The 24,974-nt window shown below is 64.9% G+C and carries 23 protein-coding genes; 12 read left to right on the top strand and 11 right to left on the bottom strand.

Annotation, left to right across the window (positions count from 1 at the left end; all coding sequences use genetic code 11):
- Window positions 1-6: 6 nt before the first annotated feature.
- From D3877_RS26820 to D3877_RS26795, 6 genes are all read right to left on the bottom strand, one after another.
- Window positions 7-1,020 carry a GHMP family kinase ATP-binding protein gene (locus tag D3877_RS26820; RefSeq protein ID WP_119833856.1) on the bottom strand — a complete coding sequence of 338 codons (1,014 nt, stop codon included), beginning with the start codon at window positions 1,018-1,020 and terminating at the stop codon, window positions 7-9.
- Complete coding sequence (locus D3877_RS26815; RefSeq protein WP_119833855.1) at window positions 1,017-1,742, bottom strand: nucleotidyltransferase family protein; 726 nt, start codon at window positions 1,740-1,742, stop codon at window positions 1,017-1,019. Before D3877_RS26815 ends, D3877_RS26820 begins: the two co-directional genes overlap by 4 nt.
- Window positions 1,739-3,286 carry a B12-binding domain-containing radical SAM protein gene (locus D3877_RS26810; RefSeq protein WP_119833854.1) on the bottom strand — a complete coding sequence of 516 codons (1,548 nt, stop codon included), beginning with the start codon at window positions 3,284-3,286 and terminating at the stop codon, window positions 1,739-1,741. Before D3877_RS26810 ends, D3877_RS26815 begins: the two co-directional genes overlap by 4 nt.
- A gap of 45 nt (window positions 3,287-3,331) precedes the next feature.
- Window positions 3,332-4,276, bottom strand: coding sequence for an NAD-dependent epimerase/dehydratase family protein (locus D3877_RS26805; RefSeq protein WP_119833853.1), 945 nt, complete (start codon window positions 4,274-4,276; stop codon window positions 3,332-3,334).
- A gap of 20 nt (window positions 4,277-4,296) precedes the next feature.
- Complete coding sequence (locus tag D3877_RS26800) at window positions 4,297-5,466, bottom strand: DegT/DnrJ/EryC1/StrS family aminotransferase (protein ID WP_119833852.1); 1,170 nt, start codon at window positions 5,464-5,466, stop codon at window positions 4,297-4,299.
- 142 nt (window positions 5,467-5,608) lie between these two features.
- On the bottom strand, window positions 5,609-6,307 hold the full coding sequence (locus D3877_RS26795; protein WP_119833851.1) for a hypothetical protein: 699 nt from the start codon (window positions 6,305-6,307) through the stop codon (window positions 5,609-5,611).
- A 247-nt stretch (window positions 6,308-6,554) separates the two neighbouring features.
- Here D3877_RS26795 and D3877_RS26790 point away from each other — a divergent pair, with 247 nt between their 5' ends.
- Entirely contained in the window at window positions 6,555-7,202 is a 648-nt protein-coding gene (locus D3877_RS26790) for an HD family hydrolase (protein ID WP_199721006.1), read from the top strand.
- A gap of 12 nt (window positions 7,203-7,214) precedes the next feature.
- Here D3877_RS26790 and D3877_RS26785 read toward each other — a convergent pair whose 3' ends face one another.
- The gene (locus D3877_RS26785) at window positions 7,215-7,595 is read right to left on the bottom strand and encodes a helix-turn-helix domain-containing protein (protein WP_238475114.1); all 381 of its coding nucleotides are present in this window, start codon (window positions 7,593-7,595) and stop codon (window positions 7,215-7,217) included.
- A gap of 578 nt (window positions 7,596-8,173) precedes the next feature.
- Between D3877_RS26785 and fliF the strand changes: the two genes are divergently transcribed.
- From fliF to D3877_RS26735, 10 genes are read left to right on the top strand one after another with little or no spacing between them, the layout of a single operon-like run.
- Window positions 8,174-9,835: a flagellar basal-body MS-ring/collar protein FliF gene (fliF, locus tag D3877_RS26780; protein ID WP_119833849.1), complete on the top strand. Its 1,662-nt coding sequence runs from the start codon at window positions 8,174-8,176 to the stop codon at window positions 9,833-9,835.
- A 41-nt stretch (window positions 9,836-9,876) separates the two neighbouring features.
- Window positions 9,877-10,644: a FliH/SctL family protein gene (locus D3877_RS26775; protein ID WP_119833848.1), complete on the top strand. Its 768-nt coding sequence runs from the start codon at window positions 9,877-9,879 to the stop codon at window positions 10,642-10,644.
- A 33-nt stretch (window positions 10,645-10,677) separates the two neighbouring features.
- Window positions 10,678-10,992, top strand: coding sequence for a flagellar motor switch protein FliN (gene fliN / locus D3877_RS26770; protein ID WP_119833847.1), 315 nt, complete (start codon window positions 10,678-10,680; stop codon window positions 10,990-10,992).
- Window positions 10,992-11,954: a motility protein A gene (locus D3877_RS26765; protein WP_238475113.1), complete on the top strand. Its 963-nt coding sequence runs from the start codon at window positions 10,992-10,994 to the stop codon at window positions 11,952-11,954. Before fliN ends, D3877_RS26765 begins: the two co-directional genes overlap by 1 nt.
- A 4-nt stretch (window positions 11,955-11,958) precedes the next feature.
- Window positions 11,959-13,491 (top strand): sigma-54 interaction domain-containing protein, encoded by a 1,533-nt coding sequence (locus tag D3877_RS26760; RefSeq protein WP_119833846.1) that lies wholly within the window; start codon window positions 11,959-11,961, stop codon window positions 13,489-13,491.
- A gap of 29 nt (window positions 13,492-13,520) precedes the next feature.
- Window positions 13,521-15,701 (top strand): flagellar biosynthesis protein FlhA, encoded by a 2,181-nt coding sequence (flhA, locus tag D3877_RS26755; RefSeq protein ID WP_119834054.1) that lies wholly within the window; start codon window positions 13,521-13,523, stop codon window positions 15,699-15,701.
- 45 nt (window positions 15,702-15,746) lie between these two features.
- Entirely contained in the window at window positions 15,747-16,871 is a 1,125-nt protein-coding gene (locus D3877_RS26750; protein ID WP_119833845.1) for a flagellar biosynthesis protein FlhF, read from the top strand.
- A complete protein-coding gene (locus tag D3877_RS26745) occupies window positions 16,840-17,640 on the top strand; it encodes a MinD/ParA family protein (protein WP_119833844.1) in 801 nt (266 codons plus the stop codon). Before D3877_RS26750 ends, D3877_RS26745 begins: the two co-directional genes overlap by 32 nt.
- A 7-nt stretch (window positions 17,641-17,647) precedes the next feature.
- A complete protein-coding gene (locus D3877_RS26740) occupies window positions 17,648-19,483 on the top strand; it encodes a hypothetical protein (RefSeq protein ID WP_119833843.1) in 1,836 nt (611 codons plus the stop codon).
- A complete protein-coding gene (locus tag D3877_RS26735) occupies window positions 19,480-19,833 on the top strand; it encodes a hypothetical protein (protein WP_119833842.1) in 354 nt (117 codons plus the stop codon). Before D3877_RS26740 ends, D3877_RS26735 begins: the two co-directional genes overlap by 4 nt.
- Before the next feature lie 59 nt (window positions 19,834-19,892).
- On the opposite strand, the gene pgmG is transcribed toward D3877_RS26735, so the two are convergent.
- From pgmG to galU, 3 genes are all read right to left on the bottom strand, one after another.
- On the bottom strand, window positions 19,893-21,296 hold the full coding sequence (pgmG, locus tag D3877_RS26730) for a phosphoglucomutase/phosphomannomutase PgmG (protein ID WP_119833841.1): 1,404 nt from the start codon (window positions 21,294-21,296) through the stop codon (window positions 19,893-19,895).
- Between the two features lie 29 nt (window positions 21,297-21,325).
- Window positions 21,326-22,657: a UDP-glucose dehydrogenase family protein gene (locus tag D3877_RS26725; RefSeq protein WP_119833840.1), complete on the bottom strand. Its 1,332-nt coding sequence runs from the start codon at window positions 22,655-22,657 to the stop codon at window positions 21,326-21,328.
- A 122-nt stretch (window positions 22,658-22,779) separates the two neighbouring features.
- The gene (gene galU, locus D3877_RS26720; RefSeq protein ID WP_119833839.1) at window positions 22,780-23,649 is read right to left on the bottom strand and encodes a UTP--glucose-1-phosphate uridylyltransferase GalU; all 870 of its coding nucleotides are present in this window, start codon (window positions 23,647-23,649) and stop codon (window positions 22,780-22,782) included.
- A gap of 215 nt (window positions 23,650-23,864) precedes the next feature.
- Here galU and D3877_RS26715 point away from each other — a divergent pair, with 215 nt between their 5' ends.
- Entirely contained in the window at window positions 23,865-24,614 is a 750-nt protein-coding gene (locus D3877_RS26715; RefSeq protein ID WP_238475112.1) for an RluA family pseudouridine synthase, read from the top strand.
- 12 nt (window positions 24,615-24,626) lie between these two features.
- Here D3877_RS26715 and D3877_RS26710 read toward each other — a convergent pair whose 3' ends face one another.
- Complete coding sequence (locus tag D3877_RS26710) at window positions 24,627-24,863, bottom strand: hypothetical protein (RefSeq protein WP_119833838.1); 237 nt, start codon at window positions 24,861-24,863, stop codon at window positions 24,627-24,629.
- Window positions 24,864-24,974 lie beyond the last annotated feature (111 nt).

The raw sequence follows: 24,974 nt of genomic DNA, 5'->3' as shown, positions 1-24,974 counted from the left end.
CAAGCGTCAGGCGCGGCGGCGGCGCTCGAAATCAGTGGGTTCATAGACGACGATCTTGCTGCCGCCGCTGTCGAAACGGAAGGCTACGGCGATAAAATCCTTCAGGCGCTCCCGCACCGCCGCTTGCCGTTCGGGCGGGATGAACAGCAGAAGGAAGCCGCCGCCGCCAGCCCCCAACAGCTTGCCGCCCAAGGCCCCCGCCGACAGCGCCGCCTGATACAGCTCGTCGATGGCGCCGTTCGACACGTTGGCCGACAACTCACGCTTGAGCATCCAACCGTCGTGCAGCAGCCGACCCAAGTCGCACAGGTCGCGCTGGGGGTCGTTCAGCATCGCCGCCGCCTCGTCCACCATGCCGCGCAGCGCGTGCAACTGCGCCTCGCGCTTGTCAAGGTTGGCGATCTTCTCCCCCTCGATGGTCGAGGCGAAGCGGGACAGGCCGGTGAAATAGAGGACGAAATGACTTTGGAGCGCGTCGCGTCGGTCCCGATCAATGATGAGCGGGGTCACGTCGATGGCGCCGTCGGGCTGGAAATCAATGCGGTTCAGCCCGCCATAAGCCGCCCAAATCTGATCCTGCGACCCGACATTCTCGCCGATCACCTCCTGCTCGATGCGGATGGCCTCCTCGGCCAACTCCTGCTTGCTGGCCATATGGCCGCGATAGGCGTGCAGCGCGTTCAGCAGGCCAACGGTGAAGGAGGAGGAGGATCCCAAGCCCGACCGCGCCGGAAGATCGCCGTCATGATGGATCTCCAGCCCGCTTTCGATGCCCATTTCCGACAGGCAGGCGCGCACCGACGGGTGCTTGATCTCCTCGATCTCGCGCACCTGCTCGATGTTGGAATAGACGATGCGGTGCTTGTGCGCGAAGAAGGGCGGCAGAGCGCGCAAACTGATGTAACAATATTTGTCGATGGCCCCGCCGATCACCGCGCCGCCATGGCGGTTGTACCATTGCGGCAGATCGGTGCCGCCCCCGAACAGCGAGACGCGAAACGGGGTGCGGCTGATGATCACGCGTCTCTCCCGACGATCACGCCGCCCGCCGCCGCCAGACTTTCCGGCGTGCCGATGTCGATGAAACGAGCCTTCGCCACATGGGCGTGCAGGCTGCCCGGCGGGGCCTTTTCCAGCACGTCGCGCTCCAGCGACACGGCGCCCTCGGCGATGATCCGGTCGAGGAAGGCGGCGGAAAACAGATAGACCCCGGCGTTGATGGTGCCGCTGCCCGGCGCCTTTTCGACAAAGCGGCGGATGCGGCTGTCCGGCCCGATCTCCACCCGGCCATAACGGGCGGCGTCGTCCACGCTGACGCACAACACCGACGCTTCAGCCCCCGACAAACGGTGAGAGGCGACGAAGGCACGCAAATCGGCGTCGAGAAAGGTGTCGCCGTTGACCACCAGAACCATGCTCGACCGCAATTCCTTGCGGACATAGCCCAGCGCCCCGGCGGTGCCGAGGGGACGCGGTTCAATCTGGCACACCACATCCATGGCGCCGGCGGAATCGCCGCGCGCCAGCCACGCCGTCACCCGGTCGGCCAAATGCCCCAGGCACAAAACCACCCGGCGCGCGCCATAGGTCGATAAATAATCCAGCAGATGGCCAAGAAAGGCCCGCCCGGCCACCGGAGCCAGAACCTTCGGCGTGTCACCCAACACACCCCGGATGCGGGTGCCCAGCCCACCGGCCAGCACCGCCACGTCAATGTTGGCAAGAGCGTCTTCAGACCTCAACCGATCGCCCTTTCCTGCAAAGCATCATCCTCGTCCAGCAGCTTACGACGAAGCGTGTGCCGGGTCATCGACCGAATGTGACGGCTGGTGGCGTCGCCGAAACGTTGATCGACCATCTTCAGATAGCGCGGATTGGTGAAATATTCGGTAAAAGCCGCATCGCGGAACCGCAAAACATCCGCCGCCGACAGCTTCTCCGTCGCCAGCGGTTTGCAATCATAGCTGTGCTGCGAATAGCCGCTCCAGCTTTCCGGCAAATCCCACTCTTTTTCCAGAGCCTGATTGTAGAGTGGCGAGCCTGGATAAGCCATGGCTGAGTAAAAATTGGCGAACTCGCAGTTCAATTCCTTGGCGAGATCCAAAGTTTCACGCATCGAGTCCAGATCATCGTCGGGCAGCCCAAAGATGTAGTTGCCGATGACGTTGATGCCAGCCTCTTGGATCGCCCGGACAATGCCGACGATGTCTTCAGACCGCAGCGCTTTCTTGGCGCCGTCGCGCACATGCTTGCTGCCCGATTCGATGCCCAGCGCCAACCAGCGAACGCCAGCCCGGCGCAGCATCGCCAGCATCGCCGGTTTGACCGTGTCCACCCGCGCGTAGGCCCAGAAATTCAGCGCGCCGCCCAGCGCCTCGTTGCGCGGAATCAACGCTTCGCAGATCGCGGTGACGTGGCGCTCGTTCAGCACGAACATCTCATCAACGATCTTGAAGGTGCGCACGCCATAGCGCTCGATCAGGATATCAATCTCGGAGATCACCGACGCCGGGCTGCGGAAACGGTAGCCGTTCTTGCCGAAAGGCGCGTTGATGCAGCAAAAACTGCATTTGTAGGGACAGCCGAGCGTCGTGTAGATCGACGCGTAGGGCATCCGCCGGTCCATATCGCCAAAACACTGCCAATTGTGCGCCCGATACTTGTCCATCGGCAACAGGTCCCAGGCGTCGCCCGACAAAGCGCCGTCCAGATCCTCGACCAAGGGAGCCGGAGCGCTGCGCCGGACCACACGCTCGCCCCCTTCCGTGTCCTGCCAGAACGCCAATCCAGGAACGTCGGCGATGACGTCCACAAGATCGGTCGGCAGGGCGCGCAGCAAGGCGTCCACCGTCACCGGCCCCTCGCCGGTCGCGACGAAATCCACCGCCTCCTCACGCAAGGTGCGCTCCGGCAAGGCTGCGGCGTGCCCGCCGATCAGGATGATCGGACGATGCGGCGCGGCGTCCTTCACCGCGCGAGCCACCGCGCCCGCCGCCGGAAGCGACTGGGTGGACGCCGACGGTTGATGCCCATAGACGACCAGAGCCACGAGCCGGGGATCCAACTCCGCAATGCGCAGCGCCACCGCCGCCGGGTCGAGCGAGTCCGCCTCGCTGTCGATGATGGCGACCCGGTGGCCCCGCGTCCGGCAATAATCAGCGATCAACCGGCACCAGAGCGGCGGCTCGACCGCCGTCAAGTCATCGGCCAGGGTCTGATAGACCTGCTTGCGCCCACCGGGATGAACAAGCACGAGGTCGATGCGGCCATCGGTGGGGTTGGTCATGGGCGGAAGGGGCCTTTGTTCGATGCAGACGCCGCGCGTTGGTGGTCAGACATTGCCATGCTGGCTGTTGCGCAGCATGCGGTATCCCTTCATCAACTCCTGGATCCCGTCGTCCAGCGAAAAGGCGGGCTTGTAGCCGGTCGCCTCAATCCGCTCGTTCGACACGATGTAGTCACGCTTGTCCGGATCCTCGCCGATGGGGGCCTCCAGAAACACGAATTTCGGCAGATGCCGGACGATGACCTCGCACAATTCCCATTTCGACAGGTTGGCGTCCGACAGGCCGACGTTGTAGGGCCGATCCTTCATCGTCTCAAACTTGTCCAACCCGTGCAGGAAGGCGCGAGCGACGTCGCGGATGTGGATGTAATTGCGCTTGAAATGCGGCTCGAACAGCACGACCGCGCGGTCATGAATGGCGCGATAGACGAAGTCGTTGACCAGCAGATCGACCCGCATGCGCGGGGCCATGCCGAACACCGTCGCCAGACGGAAGGAAATGGAGTTGCCGCGCTCCAACACCGCCGTTTCCGCCTCCACCTTGGTCCGTCCATAAAGCGAGATCGGGCGCAGCGGCGTGTCTTCGGTGCAGAATTTCCCCTTTTCGCCGATGCCATAACCGGAATTCGTCACCGGCATCATGATGCGTTGGTCTTTCGACAGCAGCCGGATCAGGGTCAGCACCGCGTCGCGGTTGGTGCTGGTCGCCGCCAAGATGTCGGCGTCGCACATCGGCGCGCCGACCAGCGCCGCCAGTGGAATCACCACGTCAGCCTTGGCGACCAGGGGGCGCAAGGTTTCTTCGTTGCGGGCGTCGCCACGAACAATGTCGAAATTCGGATGCGCGCAGACATGGGCCAGCGGCGCTTGCCGGAACAGGAAGCTGTCCAGCACCGTGACCCTGTGTCCGGCGTCCAGCAGAGCCGGAACCATGATGGAGCCGAGATACCCGGCGCCGCCGGTGATGAGGATGCTCTTGCTGTCGGCCATGGACGTCTTCCGGTCGGGACTCAGGAACACACGCGATCAAGCACGGCGCGCAGCCGTTCAATCTGCGGGGTCAGGTCAAAGGGGTGGTTGCCAACGAAGAAACCCAGATCATGCGCCGTAAAGGCGTTTTCTATCGCGCCGACCGTGTCGTAATCATAATATTTCAGCACGTCGTGCCGCAGGAAACAGCCGCCGGTGATGATGCGAAAGCCGATGTCGGCCTCCTTCAAGGCGGCGAACACTTTTTCTCGATCCGGCTTGTGGGCCGGGTTGAGGATGATGGTGAAGCTGAAGCAGGATGACACGCCGTTTTCCCGCTGGATGATGAAGCGGTCATCCCCGGCGAACAACTCCTGGAACAGCGCCATATTCTTGCGGCGGGCGGCGGTCAGCGTCGGCAGCTTCTTCAACTGCTCGCGACCAATCGCGCCCTCCATCTCCAACGGGCGGACGTTGTAGCCGGGCAAGATGAAGCGGTAGGCCTCGAAATGGTCCGACGCGGTGCGCTCGTACAGCGGGGTATTATGCGGCAGGTCACGGGTCCAGCCATGGGCGCGCATGGACCGGCACAGATGCCCCAACTCCAGATCGTCGGTCAGCACCATCCCGCCTTCCATCGTCGAGATGTGGTGCGAGAAAAAGAAGCTGAAGGTGTTGAGGTCGCCGAAGGTTCCCGCCTTTTTGCCGTTCAGTTCGGCGTCCATCGACTCGCAATTGTCTTCCAGGACATACAGGCCGTGGGCGTCGGCGAAGGCGCGGATGACGTCCAGCGCCGCCGGGTTGCCCAAAATCGACACCGGAACAATCGCCCGCGTGCGCGGCGTCAACGCCTGTTCCAGCTTCGAGACGTCGATGTTCAGCGTGTCCAACTCAACATCGACGAAGCGCAGTTTCAGGCCATATTGCTGCAACGGGTGATAGGTGGTGGCCCAGGAGATCGCCGGGACGATCACCTCGTCGCCACGCTGAAGCGGGCGTTCCTTTTTGTACGCCAAGGCGGCGACGGCGATCAGATTGGCCGAGGAACCGGAATTGACCATGATGCCGTGCTTCACGCCGAAATAATCGGCGAACTCACGCTCAAACGCCGCGACCTGCTCGCCCATGGTGAAACGACCGGACGCCACGACGCGATCAATCGCCGCGATCTCTTCCGACCCCCATGTGGTCGCCGCCAACTCGTAGAACATCCACCCGACCCCGGTTTGTTGACTGGCTGCCACAGATCACTCGGGGTGTCCGACACGAACCCGCGACCAACCTCTCCGATTTGGAACGAAGGCTGTTAACAACGCTTTAATGACAGAACATTGGTCGCCGTCAACACCCGCGTCAGGCGAACAGGCTGAAGCTTCCCATCAGCTTTTGCGTGCCGGTCTGGCCGGTCGGAATCGAGTTCATCGAACTGATCGCCGAATTCAGGCCATCCATCATTTGCTGCTGGGCCTGCGTCATCTGGAACGGGCTGTCGCCCTTGCGTGGAGCCTTGGCGACGGTGTCGTAATCCTGGGTAAAGCTGCCCATGCTGAACTGAATGGCGTAATTCTTGGGGTCTTTGGCCGATTCCCCCTTTTCGCGGGTGATTCGCACCGTGTAATCGCCCTGGTCCAGCGACAATTGCCCCCGTTGAAGGCTGCGGAAGGAATCATAAGCCTTGCCCGCGTTCTTGTTGCTGTCAGCCACGACTTGGCCGGTCTTGCTCATCAGCTGCACCTGCACGCCCTGGTCGCCGATCTGCCCCATCGTCGCCTCGCCCTTGCTGGTGACGCGGAGCTTGTAGAAATCGACCGGATCGTTGGGCGCAAGCGTGCCGACCACGTTCAGGCGACTGACGTTTTTCGACAAAACGCCGATGTCGGTCGCGAACATGCGGCTGTCCGATGAGGATTTGCGGACCTGCTTTTCATAGCTCTTGACCTCCGCCGCCGGGGTCTGCGCCTGCTGCTGGGACTGGACATTGGCGATGGCGGCCTTGAGGGACTTGTTCAGGTCCGAGACCATTTGGCTGACGCTTGATACCCCGTCCGACATGATCCCGTCTCCCCTAAGTCGCTCGGCGAGCGGACCTGACAGTGGCCCGCCATCCTGTTCCCGCCTTTTCACGGTAAGGCGGGTCTCGTTAATTGACAATTAATTTTCGCCGCGCGCCCTGGTTTCAGCGCAGGAGCGGAACCGGCTCACCGTAGACCAACCGGCGCGCGCCGTGATTGGAACAGTTGGCAGAGGCGGCGGAATGCCGTAGTTGGCGGCGCTGTCTTGCCGATTGGGAGAAACGCCAATGTCCAGCGATGCGCGCGCCTGGGTCCGCATGCCGTCGGGCCGACGTTTGGATCTTTTGCACCCGACTCCGTTCGACTGGGACGACGGCGATCTTGCCCTTGGCTTGGCCCGCACCTACCGCTGGGGCGGCCATTCCATCTGGCCGCTGCCGCTGTCGGTGGCCCAACACTCCATCACGGTGATGCTGCTGCGCCGTGCCGCCGCGCCCACCGGCCTCGACCCGCTCAGCGAACTGCGCGAGCTGTTGCATGACGCGGAAGAAGGGCTGTTGGGTTTCGATTGCATCAGCGTGCTGAAACCCTTCCTGGGCGAGCGGTTCCGGGCGCTGTCGGCCCGACTCGAAGAGGCGGTGTTCCAGCGTTATGGCCTGCCCGCTTGGACCGACGAGGAGAAGCGCGCGCACAAACGTGCGGACCGAGTCGCTGCGGCGACCGAGGCCGTGCACGTCGTCGGCTGGACCCCCGACGAGGTGCGCAAGACCTTGAAGATACGCTTCAAACCGCTCGACGCCGACCCGCTGGCGAAGGCCTATGGCGCGCCCCCCTGGGAGCCATGGCCCCCAGGCGTGGCGACGGACCGTTTTCTGGCGGAGTTGAAACGCCTGACGGCCCGGATCGCGCAAAGCGCCCCAAAAAGCGCCCCGTGAGTGAGCGCGGCCTCAGGCGACCCCGCCAACCCGCACCGACTCGTCGGGCGCTGGTGCGACCCCGACGGCGGTGTGGTCAGCGCACCGTTCCGCCAGTTCCAAGATGGCCGCCCGGACATGAGGGTCGGGAATGCTTTGGAAATATCGAGCCAGCATCAGGGCTTCCCGAGATCCCAGCGTGGTGTCGGAGTCGGCGGTGCGCACGACGCAGGCCTCGGCGTCGGCCGTGGCCGGGCGGCTTTCCAGCCCGTCAAAAAACACCGAAACCGGAACGCGGAAGAATTGCCCCAGCTTGAACAGACGGCTGGACGACACTCGGTTGAACCCGCGTTCGTATTTTTGCAACTGCTGGAAAGTAAGGCCCAAAGCCGCCGCGACGTCGCTTTGGCTCAACCCTGCCAACATCCTCAGCTCTCGCAGACGTTGTCCGACGAAAACATCGACATCGTTCAGGCCTTCTTTTTTCTCACGGCCACGTCTTTTCATGGCAGTCCCCTCGGGTGATTTAGCGTGCGCCCATCCAACAAAAAACAAAACCGCTGGATCAAACATGAAGATGCTTGATACCGGAGATTGATTCGTCGGAACACGGGCATGATTTGCAACTCAGCTAAGACAGGGAGGGGCAATTGTCAACCTCAGCTGATGCATTTATTCCGTCTGGCCAGGATAATTCCCTTAATACTTAGCCAATCATCATATACGCTATGATTGTTTTTCCGCCTCCGTGGAAAACCACCAAGGGTGGCGGTTGACGGCGTGTCAAACCGGCAACATTCACCCTTCGCTAGGCATATTTTGCCGGGCACTGGGCAAAATATGCCGACCATTAACCCTCTGTTCATCAAGACGCCCCAGCATGACCTCGTGATGCATGGGATCGGCGCGGAACTTGCAGACATCCTGTTCGCGCTTGCGAAACGGGTGGATGGGGTGAGGATGCCGAGACGGATTCCGATTGGGGATGGCGCGTGAACAACCTGTTGCAGACCTTGCGCAATCTCGGCCCCGCCCGCCTTGCGGCGATCGGCGGCGTCGGCCTTCTGCTGATCGGCTTTTTCGTCTATCTGACGACGCGCCTCTCCACGCCCGAAATGGAGTTGCTGTACGCCGAACTCCAGCCCAGCGAGGCGGCGGCCATCGCCAAAAATCTGGAAGCGTCCAAGATCCCTTTCACGGTCGACAAGACCGGCACGAAGATCACGGTTCCCGCCGACCAAGTCGGCCCGGTGCGCATGAAAATGGCGGCCCAGGGCCTGCCGTCGGGCGGATCGGTCGGCTATGAGCTGTTCGACAAGTCGGAAGGCTTCGGCGCGACCAGCTTCATGCAGAACATCAACCATCTGCGCGCGCTGGAAGGCGAAATGGCGCGCACGGTGCAGACGTTGAACGGCGTTCAGCAGGCCCGCGTCCATCTGGTGCTGCCCAAGCGCGAGCTGTTCGCCCGCCAACAAAATCCGGCGACCGCCAGCGTCTTCCTGAAGCTGCGCCCCGGCGCGCAATTGTCGCGTGAAAACATCCAGGCGATCCAACAATTGATCGCCGCCTCGGTTCCCAATCTGGAGCCGGGCCGTATCTCCATCGTCGACGACAAGGGCAAGCTGCTGGCGCGCGGCACCGGCAGCGACACGCCCGACGCCATGATGGCGAACGCTGACGAAAAGAAGCAGGCCTACGAAACCCGTCTGGCCCGCGTGGTCGAGGATCTGCTGGGCCGCACGCTGGGCTATGGCAAGGTTCGCGCCGAGGTGTCGGCGGATCTGGATTTCGACCGCATCACGACGAGTTCGGAAATCTTCGACCCGGAAAGCCAGGTCGTCCGCTCGACCCAGACGGTCAACGAATCGAACGAAAGCAGTGACCGCGACCCGCTGGCCCCGGTGACGGTGGATCAAAATCTGCCCACCGCCCAGTCGGGCAACAGCAACGGGCCGCTGTCGTCGAACAAGTCCAAGCGCGCTGAAGAAACCATCAATTACGAGATCACCAAGACCTCGAAATCCCATGTCCGGGAAAGCGGTCAGGTCCGCCGCCTGTCGGTCGCCGTTCTGGTGGACGGCACCTATCAATTGTCCAAGGAAAACCCCCCGGCCTATCAGCCCCGCACCGAACAGGAGGTGGAGAGCATCAAGGCGCTGGTCCGCTCCGCCGTCGGTCTCGACCCGGTGCGCGGCGACACGCTGGAAGTCATCAACATGCGCTTCTGGACCCCGGAAGACGACATGCAGAAGCCTGAGGACCTGTTCATGGGTCTGGGCAAGGATGACGTGTTCCGCATCGCTGAAATGGTGGTTCTCGGCATCGTCGCCGTCCTCATCATCCTTTTGGTCATTCGTCCGCTGATTTCCCGCGCCTTCGAACGGGCGGACATGCAGGAGGACGATGACATGGACCGTCTGTTGACCGATCAGGCCGGCATGCCCGCCGCTCTGGCCGCGCCAACCGGCGCCCTGGCCCAGGATCTGGCGTTGGAAGCCGCCCAGGCCGACGAGGAGTTGGAGCAGATGATCGACATCAACCGCGTCGAGGGCCGCGTCCGCGCCTCCTCGCTGCGCAAGGTTGGCGAGATCGTCGACAAGCACCCGGAAGAAGCGGTCTCGATCCTGCGCAACTGGCTGTATCAGGAGAGCTGAGCGATGACGTTCGTTTTCCTTGACGACAGGACGGTCTGGCCATGAGCGTCCGTAAATTCCTCTTCGACGAATCCTTCGACGTGGACGCGGTCCCCCGCATGTCCCACGCTGACGATGACGAGTATTTGCCAGAACCGGAGCTGCCGCCGGAGCCGGAACCGCCTCCCCCACCGCCGCCGCCCACCTTCAGCGAGGCCGAGTTGGAGGCCGCGCGCGCGCAAGGCCACGCCGAGGGCTTCGCCGCTGGCAAGTCGGACGGCACCGCCGCCGGTTATGGCAAGGGCTTTGGCGAGGGCATGGTCGCCGGGCAAAACACCGGCTATGAGCGCGGCAAGACCGAAATCGAGGCGATGGTCAACGCCCGCATCGCCAACGCTTTGGACCAGATCAGCAACGGCGTCGCCCATCTGCTGGCCGAACGCGAGGCGACCAACGCCATGCGATCCGACCAGCCGGTCTATCTGGCCCTGGCCATCGTCCGCAAGCTGATGCCCGAATGGGCGCGGCGCGGCGGCATGGTGGAGGTCGAAGCGATGGTGCGCGCCTGCCTGACCGATTTGATCGACGAACCGCGTCTGGTGATCCGCGTCGCCGACGACACCATCGACCTCATTCGCGACCATCTCGACCAGACGGTTGGGTCGCGTGGTTTCGGGGCCAAGCTGATGGTGGTCGGCGATTCCACGGTCGCTCCCGGCGGCTGTCGGATCGAATGGGCTGACGGCGGCGTGGAGCGCGACACCGCCCAACTGATGGCGGAGATCGAACGCTGCGCCGGGCGCTTGCTGGAGGCTCCGGTCCCCGTCTAAAGGGGGCTGGAAACGAGGAGGTCAGAGACCGTTATGGCAAGCGACAATTTCTCGCTGAACGACCTGAACGCCGGTGACGGCGACGATTACGGATCCGGCGTCGCCAAGGATCTGGAAGCCGTCTACGACATCCCGGTTCAAATCTCGGCGGTGCTGGGCAAATCGACCATGCAGGTCGCCCAATTGCTGAAGCTGGGGCGCGGCGCCGTGGTCGAATTGGACCGCAAGGTCGGCGAGGCCATCGACATCTACGTCAACAACCGCCTTGTCGCCCGTGGCGAGGTCGTGGTGGTGGAGGATCGTCTGGGTGTGACCATGACGGAAATCATCAAATCGGATCGGGGCTGATGGCCAACGCCTCCGACACAACCGCAACGCCGGGCGCCCCGCGCGGCAAACCGCCGCCGAAGCCGGACGCCCGCGCCGAGGCCCGGTCCGCCGACTCGCGCGCGGAATCGGCCCCGGCCAAGGCGGCGGCTCCCGCCGCCCCGGCGCGGAGCGTGCGGTTGCGCGGTGGTTTCGATGTGGCGACCCTGGTCGGCCTGTCGGCGGCGGCGGCGGTGATCCTGATCGCCATCACCTCGGGCGGGTCTTTGCGCGCCTTCGTCGATCCGCCCTCGCTGATGATCGTGCTGGGCGGCACGCTGGCGGTGACGACGGCCTCCTTCTCGCTGGGGGACGTCGCCGTCGCCTGGAAGAACGCCGCCGCCGTGCTGGTCCACCAGACGCTCGATCCCAAGGGCGTGGCCCGTCAGGTCCTGCTGCTGGCGGAAGCCGCGCGGCGGGCCGGTCCGGAAACCTTGAAGAATGTGCTGCCCGAACTGCGCGCCGAACCGTTTCTTCACCGCAGTGTGACGCTCATCACAGAGGGTTTGCCGCCCGATGTGATGGAACGGATGCTGACGGGCGAGGTCGAAGCCTCGGCGGGCGGCCACGGCAAAAGCGCGGGCGTGCTGCGCCGCGCCTCGGAGGTCGCCCCGGCGATGGGCCTGATCGGCACGCTGGTCGGTCTGGTCCAGATGCTGGGCAGCCTGAACGATCCCTCGGCCATCGGCCCGGCCATGGCGCTGGCGCTGCTGACCACCTTTTACGGGGCGGTCCTCGGCAACGTCGTTCTCGCCCCGCTCGCCGCGAAGGTCGAGCGGGCGGCGGAGGATGACGCGCTGGTCAAGACCCTGTACACGATTGGCGCCGTTTCCATCGCGCGCCAAGAAAATCCCCGGCGTCTGGAGATGCTCCTGAACGCCGTTCTGCCGCCTGGAAAGCGGATCCAATATTTCGACCGGGAAGCCCCGAGAGTGGGAGCGTAACGCCATGCGTCTGCTGATCGTTGGAACGTTGGAAGGCTACATCACCGCCGCTGGCAAGATCGCCATGAAGCGGGGGGCCAAGGTGTCGCACACCGACAGCATCGAGGGGGCGCTCAACGCCTTGCGCGCCGCTGCCGGGGCCGATCTGGTGATGATCGACGTCAAACTCGACGTCGCCGTCTTCATCGACAGCCTGAAGGCCGAACGGATCACCATCCCGGTCGTCGCCTGCGGCATCGGCACCGACGCCGCCGCCGCCGTGCGCGCCATCCGGGCGGGCGCCAAGGAGTATCTGCCGCTGCCCCCCAACGCCGAATTGATCGCGGCGGTGTTGGAAGCCGTGGCGGAAGAAAGCCACTCCATCGTCTGTTCCGATCCGGCGATGCTGGCGACGCTGCGGCTGGCCGATCAGGTGGCGCCCAGCGACGCCTCGGTGATGATCACCGGCGAAAGCGGCACCGGCAAGGAGCTGATGGCCCGCTACATCCACCGTAAGAGCCGCCGCTCCAACGAGCCGTTCGTCGCGGTGAACTGCGCCGCCATCCCGGAAAACCTGCTGGAATCCGAACTGTTCGGCCACGAGAAGGGCGCCTTCACCGGCGCGGTCGCCCGGCGGCTCGGCAAGTTCGAGGAGGCCAACAACGGCACCCTGCTGCTTGATGAGCTGTCGGAGATGCACCCGCGTCTTCAGGCCAAGCTGCTGCGCGCGATCCAGGAAAAGGAAATAGACCGCATCGGTTCGGCCCAGCCGGTCAAGATCAACGTCCGCATCCTCGCCACCTCCAACCGCAATCTGGAAGCGGAAGTGCGGTCGGGCAATTTCCGTGAGGATTTGTATTTCCGCCTCAACGTCTTCGCCGTCGCCATCCCGTCCTTGCGCGAACGCCCGGCCGACATTCCGATGATCGCCGAGCATTTCCTGAAGAAATACGCCGAGGCGAACGGGCTGGGCGACAAGCGTTTGACCGACGACGCCCTGCTGATGCTGAAGGCCCATCATTGGCGCGGCAACGTGCGCGAGCTGGAAAACACCATGCACCGCGCCGTCCTGCTGTCGCGCGGGGAAGAGGTCGGGCCGGAAGCCATCATGCTGACCAGCCAGATGCTGGCCCCGGAAGGCAGCGCGCAAGCCTCGATCCCGGCCAATTCGCCGGTGGCCAATCCGTTCGCCGGGCCGGGGGGAACGGTTCCCGCCGCCATCCCGTCGGCCTTGCAACCGTCCACGCCGCCGCTGGTCATGGCCCCGCCCGCCGCCCTGCCGACCAGCTATGGGCCGAAGGGCGCCAAGGGGCCGGGCTATGGAAACGGCAATGGCGGCGCCGGCAACACGACGCTCCAGGCGTTGATCGGCCGCACCGTCGCCGACGTCGAGCGCGACCTGATTCTGGAAACCCTGACCCATTGCCTGGGCAACCGCACCCACGCCGCGAACATCCTGGGCATTTCCATCCGCACGCTGCGCAACAAGCTGAAGCAGTATGGCGACGAGGGTCGCCCCGTCGCCGCGCCGGGCAACGAAGAACGGGCGACGGCTTGACCCGTGATTGAGCGTTGGAGCGGCACAGCATGGCCTTGACCGAACACAACCCCGGCGGCCCCGGTGGTGGCGGCGGAAGCGGCAACATGGCCGCGCTCAGCGAGATGTTCCAGGTCGCCAAGACGTCGCTGAAGCGCGGCGACGTCATCATGGCGATGGGGATCATGATGATCGTCATCGGCCTCATCATGCCGTTGCCGTCGCTTCTGCTCGACATGATGCTGGGCATCAGCGTCACCGTCTCGATCCTCATCCTGATGGTGACGCTGTTCATCGCCAAACCGCTCGATCTGTCCTCCTACCCGACCATTCTGCTCATCACGACGCTGTTGCGGCTGTCGTTGAACATGGCCTCAACCCGCCTGATTCTGACCTCCGGTCATGAAGGCACCAACGCCGCCGGACACGTCATCGAGGCGTTCGCCAATTTCGTGATGGGCGGCGATTTCATCATCGGCGTGATCGTCTACGGTATTTTGACCATCGTGAACTTCAAGGTCATCACCGCCGGTTCGGGCCGCATCGCCGAAGTGGCGGCGCGTTTCACCTTGGACGCCATGCCCGGCAAGCAGATGGCCATCGACGCCGATCTGTCGGCGGGCATGATCGACGAATCGACCGCGCGCGCGCGTCGCAAGGAGTTGGAGGACGAAAGCGCCTTCTTCGGCTCCATGGACGGCGCGTCAAAATTCGTGAAGGGCGACGCGGTCGCCGGTTTGATGATTATGTTCATCAACATCATCGGCGGCGTGTCCATCGCGGTCATCCGCCACGGCATGCCGGTGATGGAGGCGCTGGACACCTTCACCAAGCTGACCATCGGCGACGGTCTGGTCTCGCAGATCCCGGCGCTGGTCATTTCGATTTCCTCGGGCTTTCTGGTGTCGAAGGCTGGCGCCGGCGGGTCGACCGACAAGGCTGTGGTTGGTCAGTTGACCGGCCACAGCTCCGCGCTCGCCCTGTCGGCGGGCGCGATCCTGGTGCTGGCGTTGCTGCCCGGCATGCCGATGCTGACCTTCCTGCCGATCATCGGCCTGGTTGGCGGCGCCGCCTATTACCTGCCGAAGATGCGCGCCAAGCAGGAGGCCCAGGAGGCCGAGAGGGCGGCGGAGGAAGCGGCGGCGGCCAGTTCGCCCGGCGGTTTGGGGCCGGGTGGCGCGCAAATGGCCGACGAACCCATCGCCACGGCGCTGGCCATCGACCTCATCCGGTTGGAGCTGGGCTATGGGCTGCTGTCGCTCATCAACCAGCCGCAGGCGGGCAGCCACCGGCTGACCGATCAGATCAAGGGGTTGCGGCGGCAGATCGCGGGCGAGGTCGGCTTCGTCATGCCCGCCGTCCGCATCCAGGACAATCTGCAACTGCCGCCCAACACCTACATCATCCGCATCAAGGAGATCGAGGCGGGGCGCGGCGACATCCGCCCGACCATGCTGCTGGTCATGGATCCGCGCGGCGACGCCATGAGCCTGCCCGGTGAAACCACGGTTGAGCCGACCTTTGGCCTGCCCGCCATCTGGATCGAACCCGGCTATCGCGAAGAGGCGCTGTTCAAGGGCTACACCGTCGTCGATCCCTCGACCGTGGTGACGACCCATTTGACCGAGCTTATCAAGGACAACATGCCGGAGCTGTTGTCCTTCACCGAAACGCAAAAGCTGCTGGACGAAACCGACAAGGACCACCAGAAGCTGATCGCCGACGTGGTGCCGAATCAGATCACTGTGGGCGGATTGCAACGGGTGTTGCAGAATCTCCTTGCCGAACGCGTCTCGATCCGGGATCTTCCCACCATCTTGGAAGGGGTATCCGAAGCGGCCAGTCAAACGCGCAGCATCACCCAGATCACCGAGCATGTGCGGTCGCGCCTTGCCCGGCAGATTTGCGACACGAACACGAACGAGATGGGCTTCATCCCGCTCGTCACCCTGTCCCCCGAGTGGGAGCAGGCGTTCGCGGAGTCGCTGGTGGGCGACGGCGACGACCGGCAATTGACGATGGCCCCGTCCCGGCTGCAACAGTTCATCACTTCCGTCCGTCAAACTTTCGAGCGACACGCCATGATGGGCGAAAGCCCCGTCCTGTTGACCAGCCCGCTGATTCGGCCCTTCGTCCGCTCGATCGTCGAGCGGTTCCGGCCGACGACCGTGGTCATGTCGCAGAACGAGATTCACCCCAAGGCGCGGATCAAGACCCTGGGGCAGATCTGACATGGCGCCATTCGCTCTTCCTCCGACTGATCGAAGGCTCCGCCGATGCGGCTGAAGTCCTTCCACGCGAAAACCATGTCCGACGCCATGCGGATGGTGCGCCAGTCGCTGGGCGACGACGCCATCATTGTGGCCACGCGTGAGGAGGAAGGCGGCGGCGTGCGCGTCACCGCCGCCGTCGAAGAAGACGACATGCCGGTCGCGCAGGAGCGCAACCGTCAACCCAGCAAACCGGCGGCCAAGCCGGTTGAACCCGAAATCGACGTGGGCGAGGCGGTGGCCGACGCCCTGCACCGCCACGGCGTTCCCGCCGCGCTGGCCGAACAGTTGATCGACGCGGCGTCCGGCCTGGACACCGACGATCCTTGCTTGGCGCTGGGGTCGGCGCTTGATTCGATGTACAGCTTCAACCCGCTGCCCGATGGCCGCTCGGCGGTCAAACCGCTGGTGTTGGTCGGCCCGCCGGGCACCGGCAAGACCCTGATCGTCGCCAAACTCGCCGCCCGCGCGGTGTTCAAGAAGCGGTCGGTCGGCGTCATCACCACCGACACGGTGCGCGCGGGCGGCGTTGACCAGCTCGCCGCCTTCACCCGCCTGATGAAATTGAAGCTGGCGACCGTCGAGGATCCCGACGCGCTGGCCGGGGCCTATGAGGTCCACCGCAAGACCGATCTGGTCCTGGTTGACACCGCCGGACGGAACCCTTTCAGCGAAGAGGACATGGACGATCTGCGCGCCCTGCTGTCGGCGGGCGAGGTCGAGCCGGTGCTGGTCCTGCCCGCCGGGCTGGACGCGTTGGAGGCGTCGGACATCGCGCTGGCCTTCAAGGCCGTCGGGGTGCGCCGCCTGCTGGTCACGCGGCTGGACATCACTCGGCGGTTGGGCAGCCTGCTGGCCATCGCCAACCGGGCGCGCCTGTCCTTCTGCGACGCCAGCGTGTCGTCCAAGGTCGCCGAAGGGCTGACCACGCTGAATCCAATGTCGCTCGCTCGTATGATTATTCCCCCCGCCGAAAAGGCGGAGGCGGAGGAGCGGAACCGGGATGCGACCCCGGCCCCCGCAACAAGCCCGCCGCAAGACCCACCAAGCCCGCAACCAAGGCAAAAGCCGCCAGTTCGCCTGCGTCGAGGACTCTGCCATGACCGATCCGGTGTTCCCGGCCGCCCTTAAGAACGTTCGCCCGCTGCGCGGCGTCAACGTGATCGCCGTGGCCAGCGGAAAGGGCGGCGTCGGCAAAACCTGGTTTTCCATCACGCTCAGCCACGCCCTGACCAAAGCGGGAATGAACACGCTGCTGTTCGACGGCGATTTGGGCCTCGCCAACGTCGACATTCAGCTTGGCTTCTCGCCGAAAAACGATCTGGGCGCCGTCATCAACGGCGAGGTCACGCTCGCCAAGGCCGCCCAACGCTTCCCCGACACCGGATTCGACATCATCGCCGGTCGTTCGGGGTCGGGCACGCTGGCGCAGTTGCCCAGCCAACGCCTGTCCAGCCTGCGCAACGATTTGTTGGAGTTGGCCAAGGATTATGACCGGGTGGTCATGGACATGGGCGCCGGCGTGGACCGCACGGTGCGCACCCTGTCCGGCCCGGCGGGCGTCACGCTGGTGGTGACGACGGACGAGCCGACCTCGCTGACCGACGCCTACGCCTTCATCAAGCTGACCCACGCCACCAACCCGGCGGCGGATCTGCGGATCGTCGTCAACATGGCGCAGAGCGTGAAGGACGGCGAACGGACCTACGCCACCATCCTGAAGGCCTGCCAGAATTTCCTGAAATTCAAGCCGTCGCTGGCCGGCATCATCCGCCGCGATCTGAAGGTGCGCGACGCCATCCGAAACCAAACGCCGCTGCTGACCCGCTCGCCCGCCAGCGACGCCGCCCGCGATGTCGAGGCCATCGTCCAGCGGCTGCTCGCCAACGCCCCCATCTAACGCCGCGATGGGCGGGGCCATCCCTCCGCCGGTCGCTCCGGCTGCGCCCACGGCGACGACCGGCCCCGCCGCCGCACCGGCTGCGCCGGTTGGCGAGGCGACGGTGGCCAAACTGCCTGACCGGCTCCAGGACATCAGCCGCCCGGTGGTGCTGACCGGCACGGTGGCCGGTGAAACGCCGGAGGGTTTGACCCGAATCCGCACCGCCGCTGGCGAGGTGCTGCTCGACAGCCCCACCCCGCTGCCGGTGGACAAGCCGGTGACGCTGCAAATCACGCCGGGGTCAACCGGATCCGCCCAGGGCCAAACGGCCAAGCCGACCGCCCTCGTCCTGCTGCAAAGCCTTGCGACGCCAACCGCCGCCGGATCGGCGGGCGGAACGCCGTCGCCGACCATCGGCGGTTCCCAGACGCCCAGCGTCATTTTGCCGACGCCCACGGCGACGCCGATGGTTCCAACCCTGCCGCTGCTGACGGTGGGAACCGTGGTTCCGGCGCTGGTCTTGGCGGCGGCGACCTCATCCCGACCGCCAACCGCCAGCGGCGCCGCCGCGCCCAACCAGCCAACTGTCCCCGGCACCACGGTCGCCGCGCCGCCCAGCGGAAGCGCCCCCGCCGCCGGTGGTGGAGCGGCGGCGCCAGCGCCGCCCACTGGGGCTGGGGCCAGCCCGTCCGCCGCCATGCCCTTGCCGTCCGCCCCGATGCCCGACGCCTCGGTTGAGTTGGGCGGGGACGCCGCCCATCCCGGCGCGGAAACGCCCACGCTGAAACCGACCAACCCGGAGACCCGCCCAGAGGCCCCGGACCTGCCGCGCGGGGCGACGGTCGCCTTGAAGATCCTGACCGTCACCCTGCCCCCAGCCAACCCGCAAAACCAACCGCGCGACGCCGGACAAGGGCAACCTCAACCGCAGGGCGGCCAAGGCGGCGGCGACGGTCAACCGCTTCCCCCCCCCGGCGACGACACCGCCGATCTGGCCCCCGACACGCCCATTCTGCGCGGGACCGTGGCCGGAACCACGCCGCAAGGCCAACCGATCCTGGCGACCAAACAGGGCATGCTGGCGCTGAACGTCCCGGCCAGCCTGCCGCAAGGCTCCACCGTGACCGCCGCGCTGACCGATCTGGCCCGCGCCACCCAAGCCGCCGCGCCGCCCGGTGGCGATCCCTTGGCGCCGATGAGCGAGCGGGATTGGCCCGCGCTGCGGCAGGCGATGGCGGCCCTGGTCAACAGCGATCCGGCGGCGGCGCGCGCGCTGCAAGCGACCATGCCGCAGCCAAACCGCAAGCTGACGGCGGCGCTCAGCTTTTTCATGGCGGCGATCCAGGGCGGCGACGCGCGGAGTTGGTTGGGCGAGGACGCGACGAGCGCGCTGGAAAAATCCGGTCGCCGCGATCTGTTGGCCCAGCTTGAAAAGGATTTTGAGAGCGTCAAACAGCAGGCCGCCGAATCGCTGCCCGGCGATTGGCGCCCCTACACCCTGCCGATGATGGACGCCAACGGCGTCAAACCCATCCATGTCTACGTCCACCCCCTCAAGGGCGACGAGGAGGGAGGCGAGGGCAAGGAAAAGGCCAAGCCCGGCAGCCGTTTCCTGATCGACCTGGAGATGAGCCGCCTTGGCCCGATGCAGTTGGACGGGCTGGTCCGCCCGAACCATTTCGACCTGATTCTGCGCAGCCACGCCGGGTTGCCGCCCGATCTGCGCGTTCAACTGATTCAGGTCTTCGCCGACAGCGTCCGCGCCGTGGGCTACAGCGGCGGGCTGTCCTTCCAATCCGGGGCGAAAAGCTGGGTCAAGCTGACCCGCGCCGGGCGGGCCGGGCTGGGGGTTTCGGCGTGAGGCGAGACGAACTGACCACAGCGCCGTCCCCCGACAGCCGTCATGATTTTCTGGTGGAACTGCGCGGCGAGCCGATTCCCGGCACGCGGCTGACCATCCGCCTCGTTCCCGACCGGCTGATTCTGGACAGTGACGGATTCGCCCGCTATCTGGCCGAACCGCCGGGCGACGCGCCCAGCCCGGAAGCCCTGGCGATGGCCGTGCTCGACGACCTGAACAACGAGCTGGTGCCGCGCTGGGTCGAGGTGACGGTGGAGCGCGACGCGCCGCTGCCCCATCGGGTGGTGATCGAAGACCGCCAACCCAACTGGGACAACCCGCAACTGATGGCGCGGTTGCGCCGCCTGTAACGAAACGGCCCGCCCCTTGGAAGAGGCGGGCCGCTTTTCCAACAATCAGCGAACGCCGATCAGTGAGCCGTGCCGCCGCCCTCGAAGGAGGGGGCTTCCAGACCCGACGCCAGCAACTGTTCGATCAACGCGCCTTTCAGACGCTCCAACCCTTCATGGGTGAAGGATTCGGCGCGGGCGACCAGCACGTCCTGGGTGTTGGACGCGCGCAGCAGCCACCAGCCATCCGGGGTGCTGACCCGCACGCCGTCGATGTCGTTGACGTTGGCACCCGCCGCCGTCAAACGCTCCTTGACCTCGCTGACCACCGCGAACTTGCGCTCCTCGCTGGTCTGGAAGCGAGTTTCCGGGGTGTTTATCATGTCGGGCAGGCCGTCGCGCAACGCCGCCAAGGTCGTGCCCAGCTTGCTGACCAGACCGACCAGACGAACGCCGCAATAAAGCGCGTCGTCAAAGCCATACCATTTGTCGGCGAAGAAGATGTGGCCCGACATTTCACCGGCCAGCGGCGATCCGGTTTCCGCCATCTTCGCCTTCAACAGCGAATGGCCGGTCTTCCACATCAGCGGCACGCCGCCATGCTTGGCGATCTCGTCGAACAGGGCCTGGCTGGCCTTGACGTCGGCGATGATCGTGGCGCCGGGGTGGCTCTTCAGCACGTCGGCGGCGTAAATCGCGACCAGTTGGTCGCCCCAGACCACGCGGCCCAGATGGTCGATGGCGCCGATGCGGTCGCCGTCGCCGTCAAAGCCGATGCCAAGGTCGCAGCCATGATCGGCCACCGCCTTCTTCAGATCGACGAGGTTCTTCTCCACCGTCGGATCGGGGTGGTGGTTGGGGAAAGTCCCGTCGATCTCATCGAACAGCAGGATGTGCTTGCCCGGCAGCTTGGCGGTCAGACGGCGCAGGATCTCGCCCGACGCGCCGTTGCCCGAATCCCAAGCCACGGTCAGATCGCGGACGCCGTCGTAATCCTTCAGCAGGCGGGCGACATACTCGTCCTGAACGTCGATCTTTTCCGAGGAGCCTTCGCCCTGTTCCCAATCGGCGGCGGCGGCGAGCGTGCCGAGATCCAGGATCTGCTGGCCGTAGACCGGCCCCTTGCCCAGCATCATCTTGATGCCGTTGTAGTCGGGTGGGTTGTGCGAGCCGGTGATCATGATGCCGGCCGCCGCCTCGCGGTCGCGGGTGGCGAAATACAGCATCGGCGTCGGGCCAAGGCCGATGCGCAGGACATGCAGGCCGGTGGACATCAGCCCTTCGACCAGCGCCTCTTCCAGCGCGGGCGAGGAGAGACGGCCGTCATAGCCGACGCAGACGGTCTTGCCGCCCTTGCGCACGACCACGGTGCCAAAGGAACGACCGACGGCCAGCGCGTCGGCAGGATTCAGCGTCGTGCCGACGATGCCGCGAATGTCGTACTCACGCAGCACGGTGGAATGGAAAATATGGGCTTCGCTCATGCTGTTTTTCCTCCGGTGGACGCCGTCGTTCAAGCGGTCGGGCTTTTGGTCAGCGCGGCGGGCCGACCAATCGAGCTGTAGACGAAACCAGCCTGGGCCATGTCGTCGGGGTTGTAAATGTTGCGCAAATCCACCATGACCGGGGCCTTCAGCAGCGCCTTGACGCGCCGCAGATCCAGCGCCCGGAACTCGTTCCATTCCGTCAAAATGGTGACGCAGTCGGCCCCATCCAAGGCGCTGTAGACGTCCTTGGCCCAGACCACGCCGGGCAACAGCTTTTCCGCCTCATGCATCGCCGCCGGGTCATAGGCGCGTACGGTCGCCCCCGCCGCCTGAAGGGCCGGAACGATGTCGAGCGACGGGCTGTCGCGCATGTCGTCGGTGTTCGGCTTGAAGGCGACGCCCAGAACGGCGACGGTCTTGCCGGTCACATCCCCGCCGCAGGCGGCGATGATGCGCTGGGCCATCTGCTTCTTGCGCTTGTCGTTGATGTCGACGACCGTCTCGATGATGCGCAGCGGGCTGCCGACCTGTTGGGCGGTGCGCACCAGCGCCAGCGTGTCCTTGGGGAAGCAGGAGCCGCCGTAACCGGGGCCGGGGTGTAAGAATTTCTTGCCAATGCGCCCGTCCAAGCCGATGCCGCGCGCCACGTCATGGACGTTGGCGCCAACCTTTTCGCAGAGATCGGCGATCTCGTTGATGAAGGTGATCTTGGCGGCCAGGAAGGTGTTGGCGGCGTATTTCGTCAGTTCCGCCGTTTCCAGCGAGGTGATGACGATCGGCGTCTCAATCAGATAGAGCGGACGGTAGAGCCGCCGCATCACCTCGCCCGCCCGGTCGGACGTCGCGCCGATGACGACGCGGTCGGGCCGCATGAAATCGCTGATGGCCGAGCCTTCGCGCAGGAATTCCGGGTTGGACGCGATGTCGAACTCGGCGTTTGGCGCGACCTTGCGGATGATCGCTTCGACCTCGCGCCCGGTGCCGACCGGCACGGTCGATTTGGTGACGACCACCGTGTAATGGTCGAGATTTTGCGCGATCTCTTCCGCCGCGCCGTAAACATAGGACAGGTCGGCGTGACCGTCGCCCCGGCGGGACGGCGTGCCGACGGCGATGAACACGGCGTCAACGCCTTGCATCGCCTCTTTCAGATCCAAGGTGAAGGACAGGCGACCGGCGGCGACGTTGCGGGCGACCAGATCGTCGAGACCCGGCTCGTAAATTGGAATTTCGCCGCGCTTCAGCCGCTCGATCTTCTCCGCGTCCTTGTCGACGCAGGTGACGTGAACGCCAAATTCCGAAAAACAGGCGCCGGACACCAAGCCGACATAGCCCGTGCCGATCATCGCGATGCGCATCGTGTGCCCCTTGTCTCTTCCATCATGCGGCGTTCGTCGGTCAGCCTGTTGGAACACAGACGCCCGCCGCCGTCCGGGTCAACGAACGGCGGCGGGTGTATGTTTCCAACAATTCCTGTGGATCAGCAATATTTCCGCAGCATCTCACGCACCTTGTCGGCCATGTCGGGCCGCTTCAGCGCGTAGGCGACGGTCGCCTCGATGAAGCCGACCTTGTCGCCGCAGTCGAAACGGGTGCCTTCAAAGCGCAGGCCGTGGAAGGGTTGGTTGCCGATCAGCTTGGCCATCGCGTCGGTCAACTGGATCTCGTTGCCCGCGCCGCGCTGCTGCAATTCCAGATGATCGAAGATTTCCGGCTGAAGGATGTAGCGCCCGATGATCGACAGGGTCGAGGGCGCGTCCTCCGGCTTGGGCTTTTCGACCAGACCGCGCACGGTGGCCAGACGGCCATCGTCCTTTTCGACGTCGAGAATGCCGTAGCGGCTGGTGTGTTCGCGCGGCACATCGACGACGGCGACGATGTTGCCGCCCACCTCGTCATAGGCCTCGACCATCTGCTTCAGGCAGGGCGTGTTTCCCTGCACAAAATCGTCGGGCAGCACGATGGCGAAGGGGTCGTTGCCGATCACCGCGCGGGCGCACCACACCGCGTGGCCCAGACCAAGCGGAACCTGCTGGCGGGTGTAGAAGCAGCGACCGGGCGCGATCTCGCTGTGCCGCACCTCTTCCAACGCGTCGAACTTGCCGCGCTCCTCAAGGGTGCGGTTCAGTTCGGTGTCGGCGTCAAAATGGTCTTCGATGGCGCGCTTGGAGCGGCCCGTGACGAACACGAAATCCTCGATGCCAGCCGCCCGCGCCTCTTCCACGGCGTGCTGCAACAGCGGGCGATCAACCAAAGGCAACATTTCCTTCGGGATCGCCTTGGTGGCCGGCAGGAAGCGCGTGCCGAGACCGGCGACGGGGAACACCACCTTGCGCACGGGTTTTCGCATTGAGGTTCTCTTATCGTTGAAACATGTCGTTCACAGATCGGAAACCGACCAGCTTGGTGCAAGGGCCGCCGTTCCGTCGGCTTTCTGCCACGCCTTGGCATCCCGCGCAACACACCTTCCAGACCAAACCGCGCCGTCACCTTGTCATCATGAACGCTGCTGAGGCGCGATTATTCCAAACCTTCCGCAGAACCGCGACACCGTGCCGCCCCGCCATGGCTTCGCCCTTGCGCGCCCAGCGGGGGCTGGTCCATGTTGCGGCCATGACGCCGACCCTGACACCCGACTCGTTGCGCGCCCGCGTGCTGCATGAAGATCCCTGGCTGTTCGTGATCGACAAGCCCGCCGGGCTGGCCGTTCACAAATCCGGGCGCATCGTCGATCATCTCGAACTCTATCTGCCCGCCTTGGCCGACGCCGACGGCGCGCCGCCCAAGCTCGCCCATCGTCTGGACCGCGACACCGCTGGTTGCCTGATTTTGGGCCGCAGCTTGTGGTCGCTGAAACGGCTGGGCGCCATGTTCGCCGCCGGTCACGTCGCCAAGACCTATTGGGCGGTGGCCGACGGCATCCCGGACACGCCGCAGGGGGTGATCGACCTGCCGCTGCTGAAGATCACGGAGCCGGGGGCGTGGAACATCCTGCCCGACCCCACCGGCCAACCGGCGATCACCGAATACCGGGTGATGGGCGTTGACCTGGAACGGCGGCGATCCTGGTTGGAACTGACGCCGCGCACCGGACGCACCCACCAGATTCGCGTTCATTGCGCCGCCATCGGCTGCCCATTGATCGGCGAACCCTTTTACGGGCCGGAACGCATCGCGCCGGGAAATTTGCATCTGGTCGCCCGCTCCGTCGCCTTTCAACTGGCTCACCAATACCCCCCCGTGTCCGCCGTCGCTCCCCCACCGTCCCACATGGTCGAGGCGCTGGCCGACTGCGGCTGGCGCGCCGAAGCGTAACGTCGCCTGGAGCTACGCCGGGCGACGAAAGCGCCAGAGCTTCGGGCGCGCGCCGTCGAGTTGGGCGCGGCGCTTGCGGGGTTCCGGCGGCTCGACCCAATCCGCCAGCCGCAACGCCGCCGTCAGCAGCGCGCAGAGCAGGAAAAACGCGATGATGGCGCAGGCCAACGGCTGCGCCGTCAGGACGCCCATCAACACAGGCGGGGCGTGCGTCGCCGCAAACGCGGCGGCGGGAATCGCTTCGGTCATGACATGACCCTCACGGAGTGAGATAATTTCAATTTATCTATAATTTTATTTAATGTCAATCGAAGCGCGCGTTCGCTTCGGGGCGGCGGGCGTCGGATCGCCGCCGCCCGC

This window comes from Azospirillum cavernae (assembly GCF_003590795.1).
In the GTDB taxonomy this organism is placed as follows: Bacteria; Pseudomonadota; Alphaproteobacteria; order Azospirillales; family Azospirillaceae; genus Azospirillum; species Azospirillum cavernae.
Note: the sequence above shows the minus strand (reverse complement) of the source record. Positions and strands in the feature narration are given on the sequence as shown.

Excerpts from the sequence above, each read along its gene's own strand:
- fliN (WP_119833847.1), top strand. The coding sequence starts at position 10,678 with ATGGCAAGCGACAATTTCTCGCTGAACGACCTGAACGCCGGTGACGGC.
- D3877_RS26790 (WP_199721006.1), top strand. The coding sequence starts at position 6,555 with ATGTCCAGCGATGCGCGCGCCTGGGTCCGCATGCCGTCGGGCCGACGT.
- D3877_RS26795 (WP_119833851.1), bottom strand. The coding sequence starts at position 6,307 with ATGTCGGACGGGGTATCAAGCGTCAGCCAAATGGTCTCGGACCTGAAC.
- D3877_RS26765 (WP_238475113.1), top strand. The coding sequence starts at position 10,992 with ATGGCCAACGCCTCCGACACAACCGCAACGCCGGGCGCCCCGCGCGGC.
- D3877_RS26715 (WP_238475112.1), top strand. The coding sequence starts at position 23,865 with ATGGCTTCGCCCTTGCGCGCCCAGCGGGGGCTGGTCCATGTTGCGGCC.
- pgmG (WP_119833841.1), bottom strand. The coding sequence starts at position 21,296 with ATGAGCGAAGCCCATATTTTCCATTCCACCGTGCTGCGTGAGTACGAC.
- D3877_RS26725 (WP_119833840.1), bottom strand. The coding sequence starts at position 22,657 with ATGCGCATCGCGATGATCGGCACGGGCTATGTCGGCTTGGTGTCCGGC.
- flhA (WP_119834054.1), top strand. The coding sequence starts at position 13,521 with ATGGCCTTGACCGAACACAACCCCGGCGGCCCCGGTGGTGGCGGCGGA.
- D3877_RS26750 (WP_119833845.1), top strand. The coding sequence starts at position 15,747 with ATGCGGCTGAAGTCCTTCCACGCGAAAACCATGTCCGACGCCATGCGG.
- D3877_RS26775 (WP_119833848.1), top strand. The coding sequence starts at position 9,877 with ATGAGCGTCCGTAAATTCCTCTTCGACGAATCCTTCGACGTGGACGCG.
- D3877_RS26800 (WP_119833852.1), bottom strand. The coding sequence starts at position 5,466 with ATGTTCTACGAGTTGGCGGCGACCACATGGGGGTCGGAAGAGATCGCG.
- D3877_RS26710 (WP_119833838.1), bottom strand. The coding sequence starts at position 24,863 with ATGACCGAAGCGATTCCCGCCGCCGCGTTTGCGGCGACGCACGCCCCG.
- D3877_RS26760 (WP_119833846.1), top strand. The coding sequence starts at position 11,959 with ATGCGTCTGCTGATCGTTGGAACGTTGGAAGGCTACATCACCGCCGCT.
- D3877_RS26810 (WP_119833854.1), bottom strand. The coding sequence starts at position 3,286 with ATGACCAACCCCACCGATGGCCGCATCGACCTCGTGCTTGTTCATCCC.
- D3877_RS26740 (WP_119833843.1), top strand. The coding sequence starts at position 17,648 with ATGGGCGGGGCCATCCCTCCGCCGGTCGCTCCGGCTGCGCCCACGGCG.
- D3877_RS26745 (WP_119833844.1), top strand. The coding sequence starts at position 16,840 with ATGACCGATCCGGTGTTCCCGGCCGCCCTTAAGAACGTTCGCCCGCTG.
- D3877_RS26805 (WP_119833853.1), bottom strand. The coding sequence starts at position 4,276 with ATGGCCGACAGCAAGAGCATCCTCATCACCGGCGGCGCCGGGTATCTC.
- galU (WP_119833839.1), bottom strand. The coding sequence starts at position 23,649 with ATGCGAAAACCCGTGCGCAAGGTGGTGTTCCCCGTCGCCGGTCTCGGC.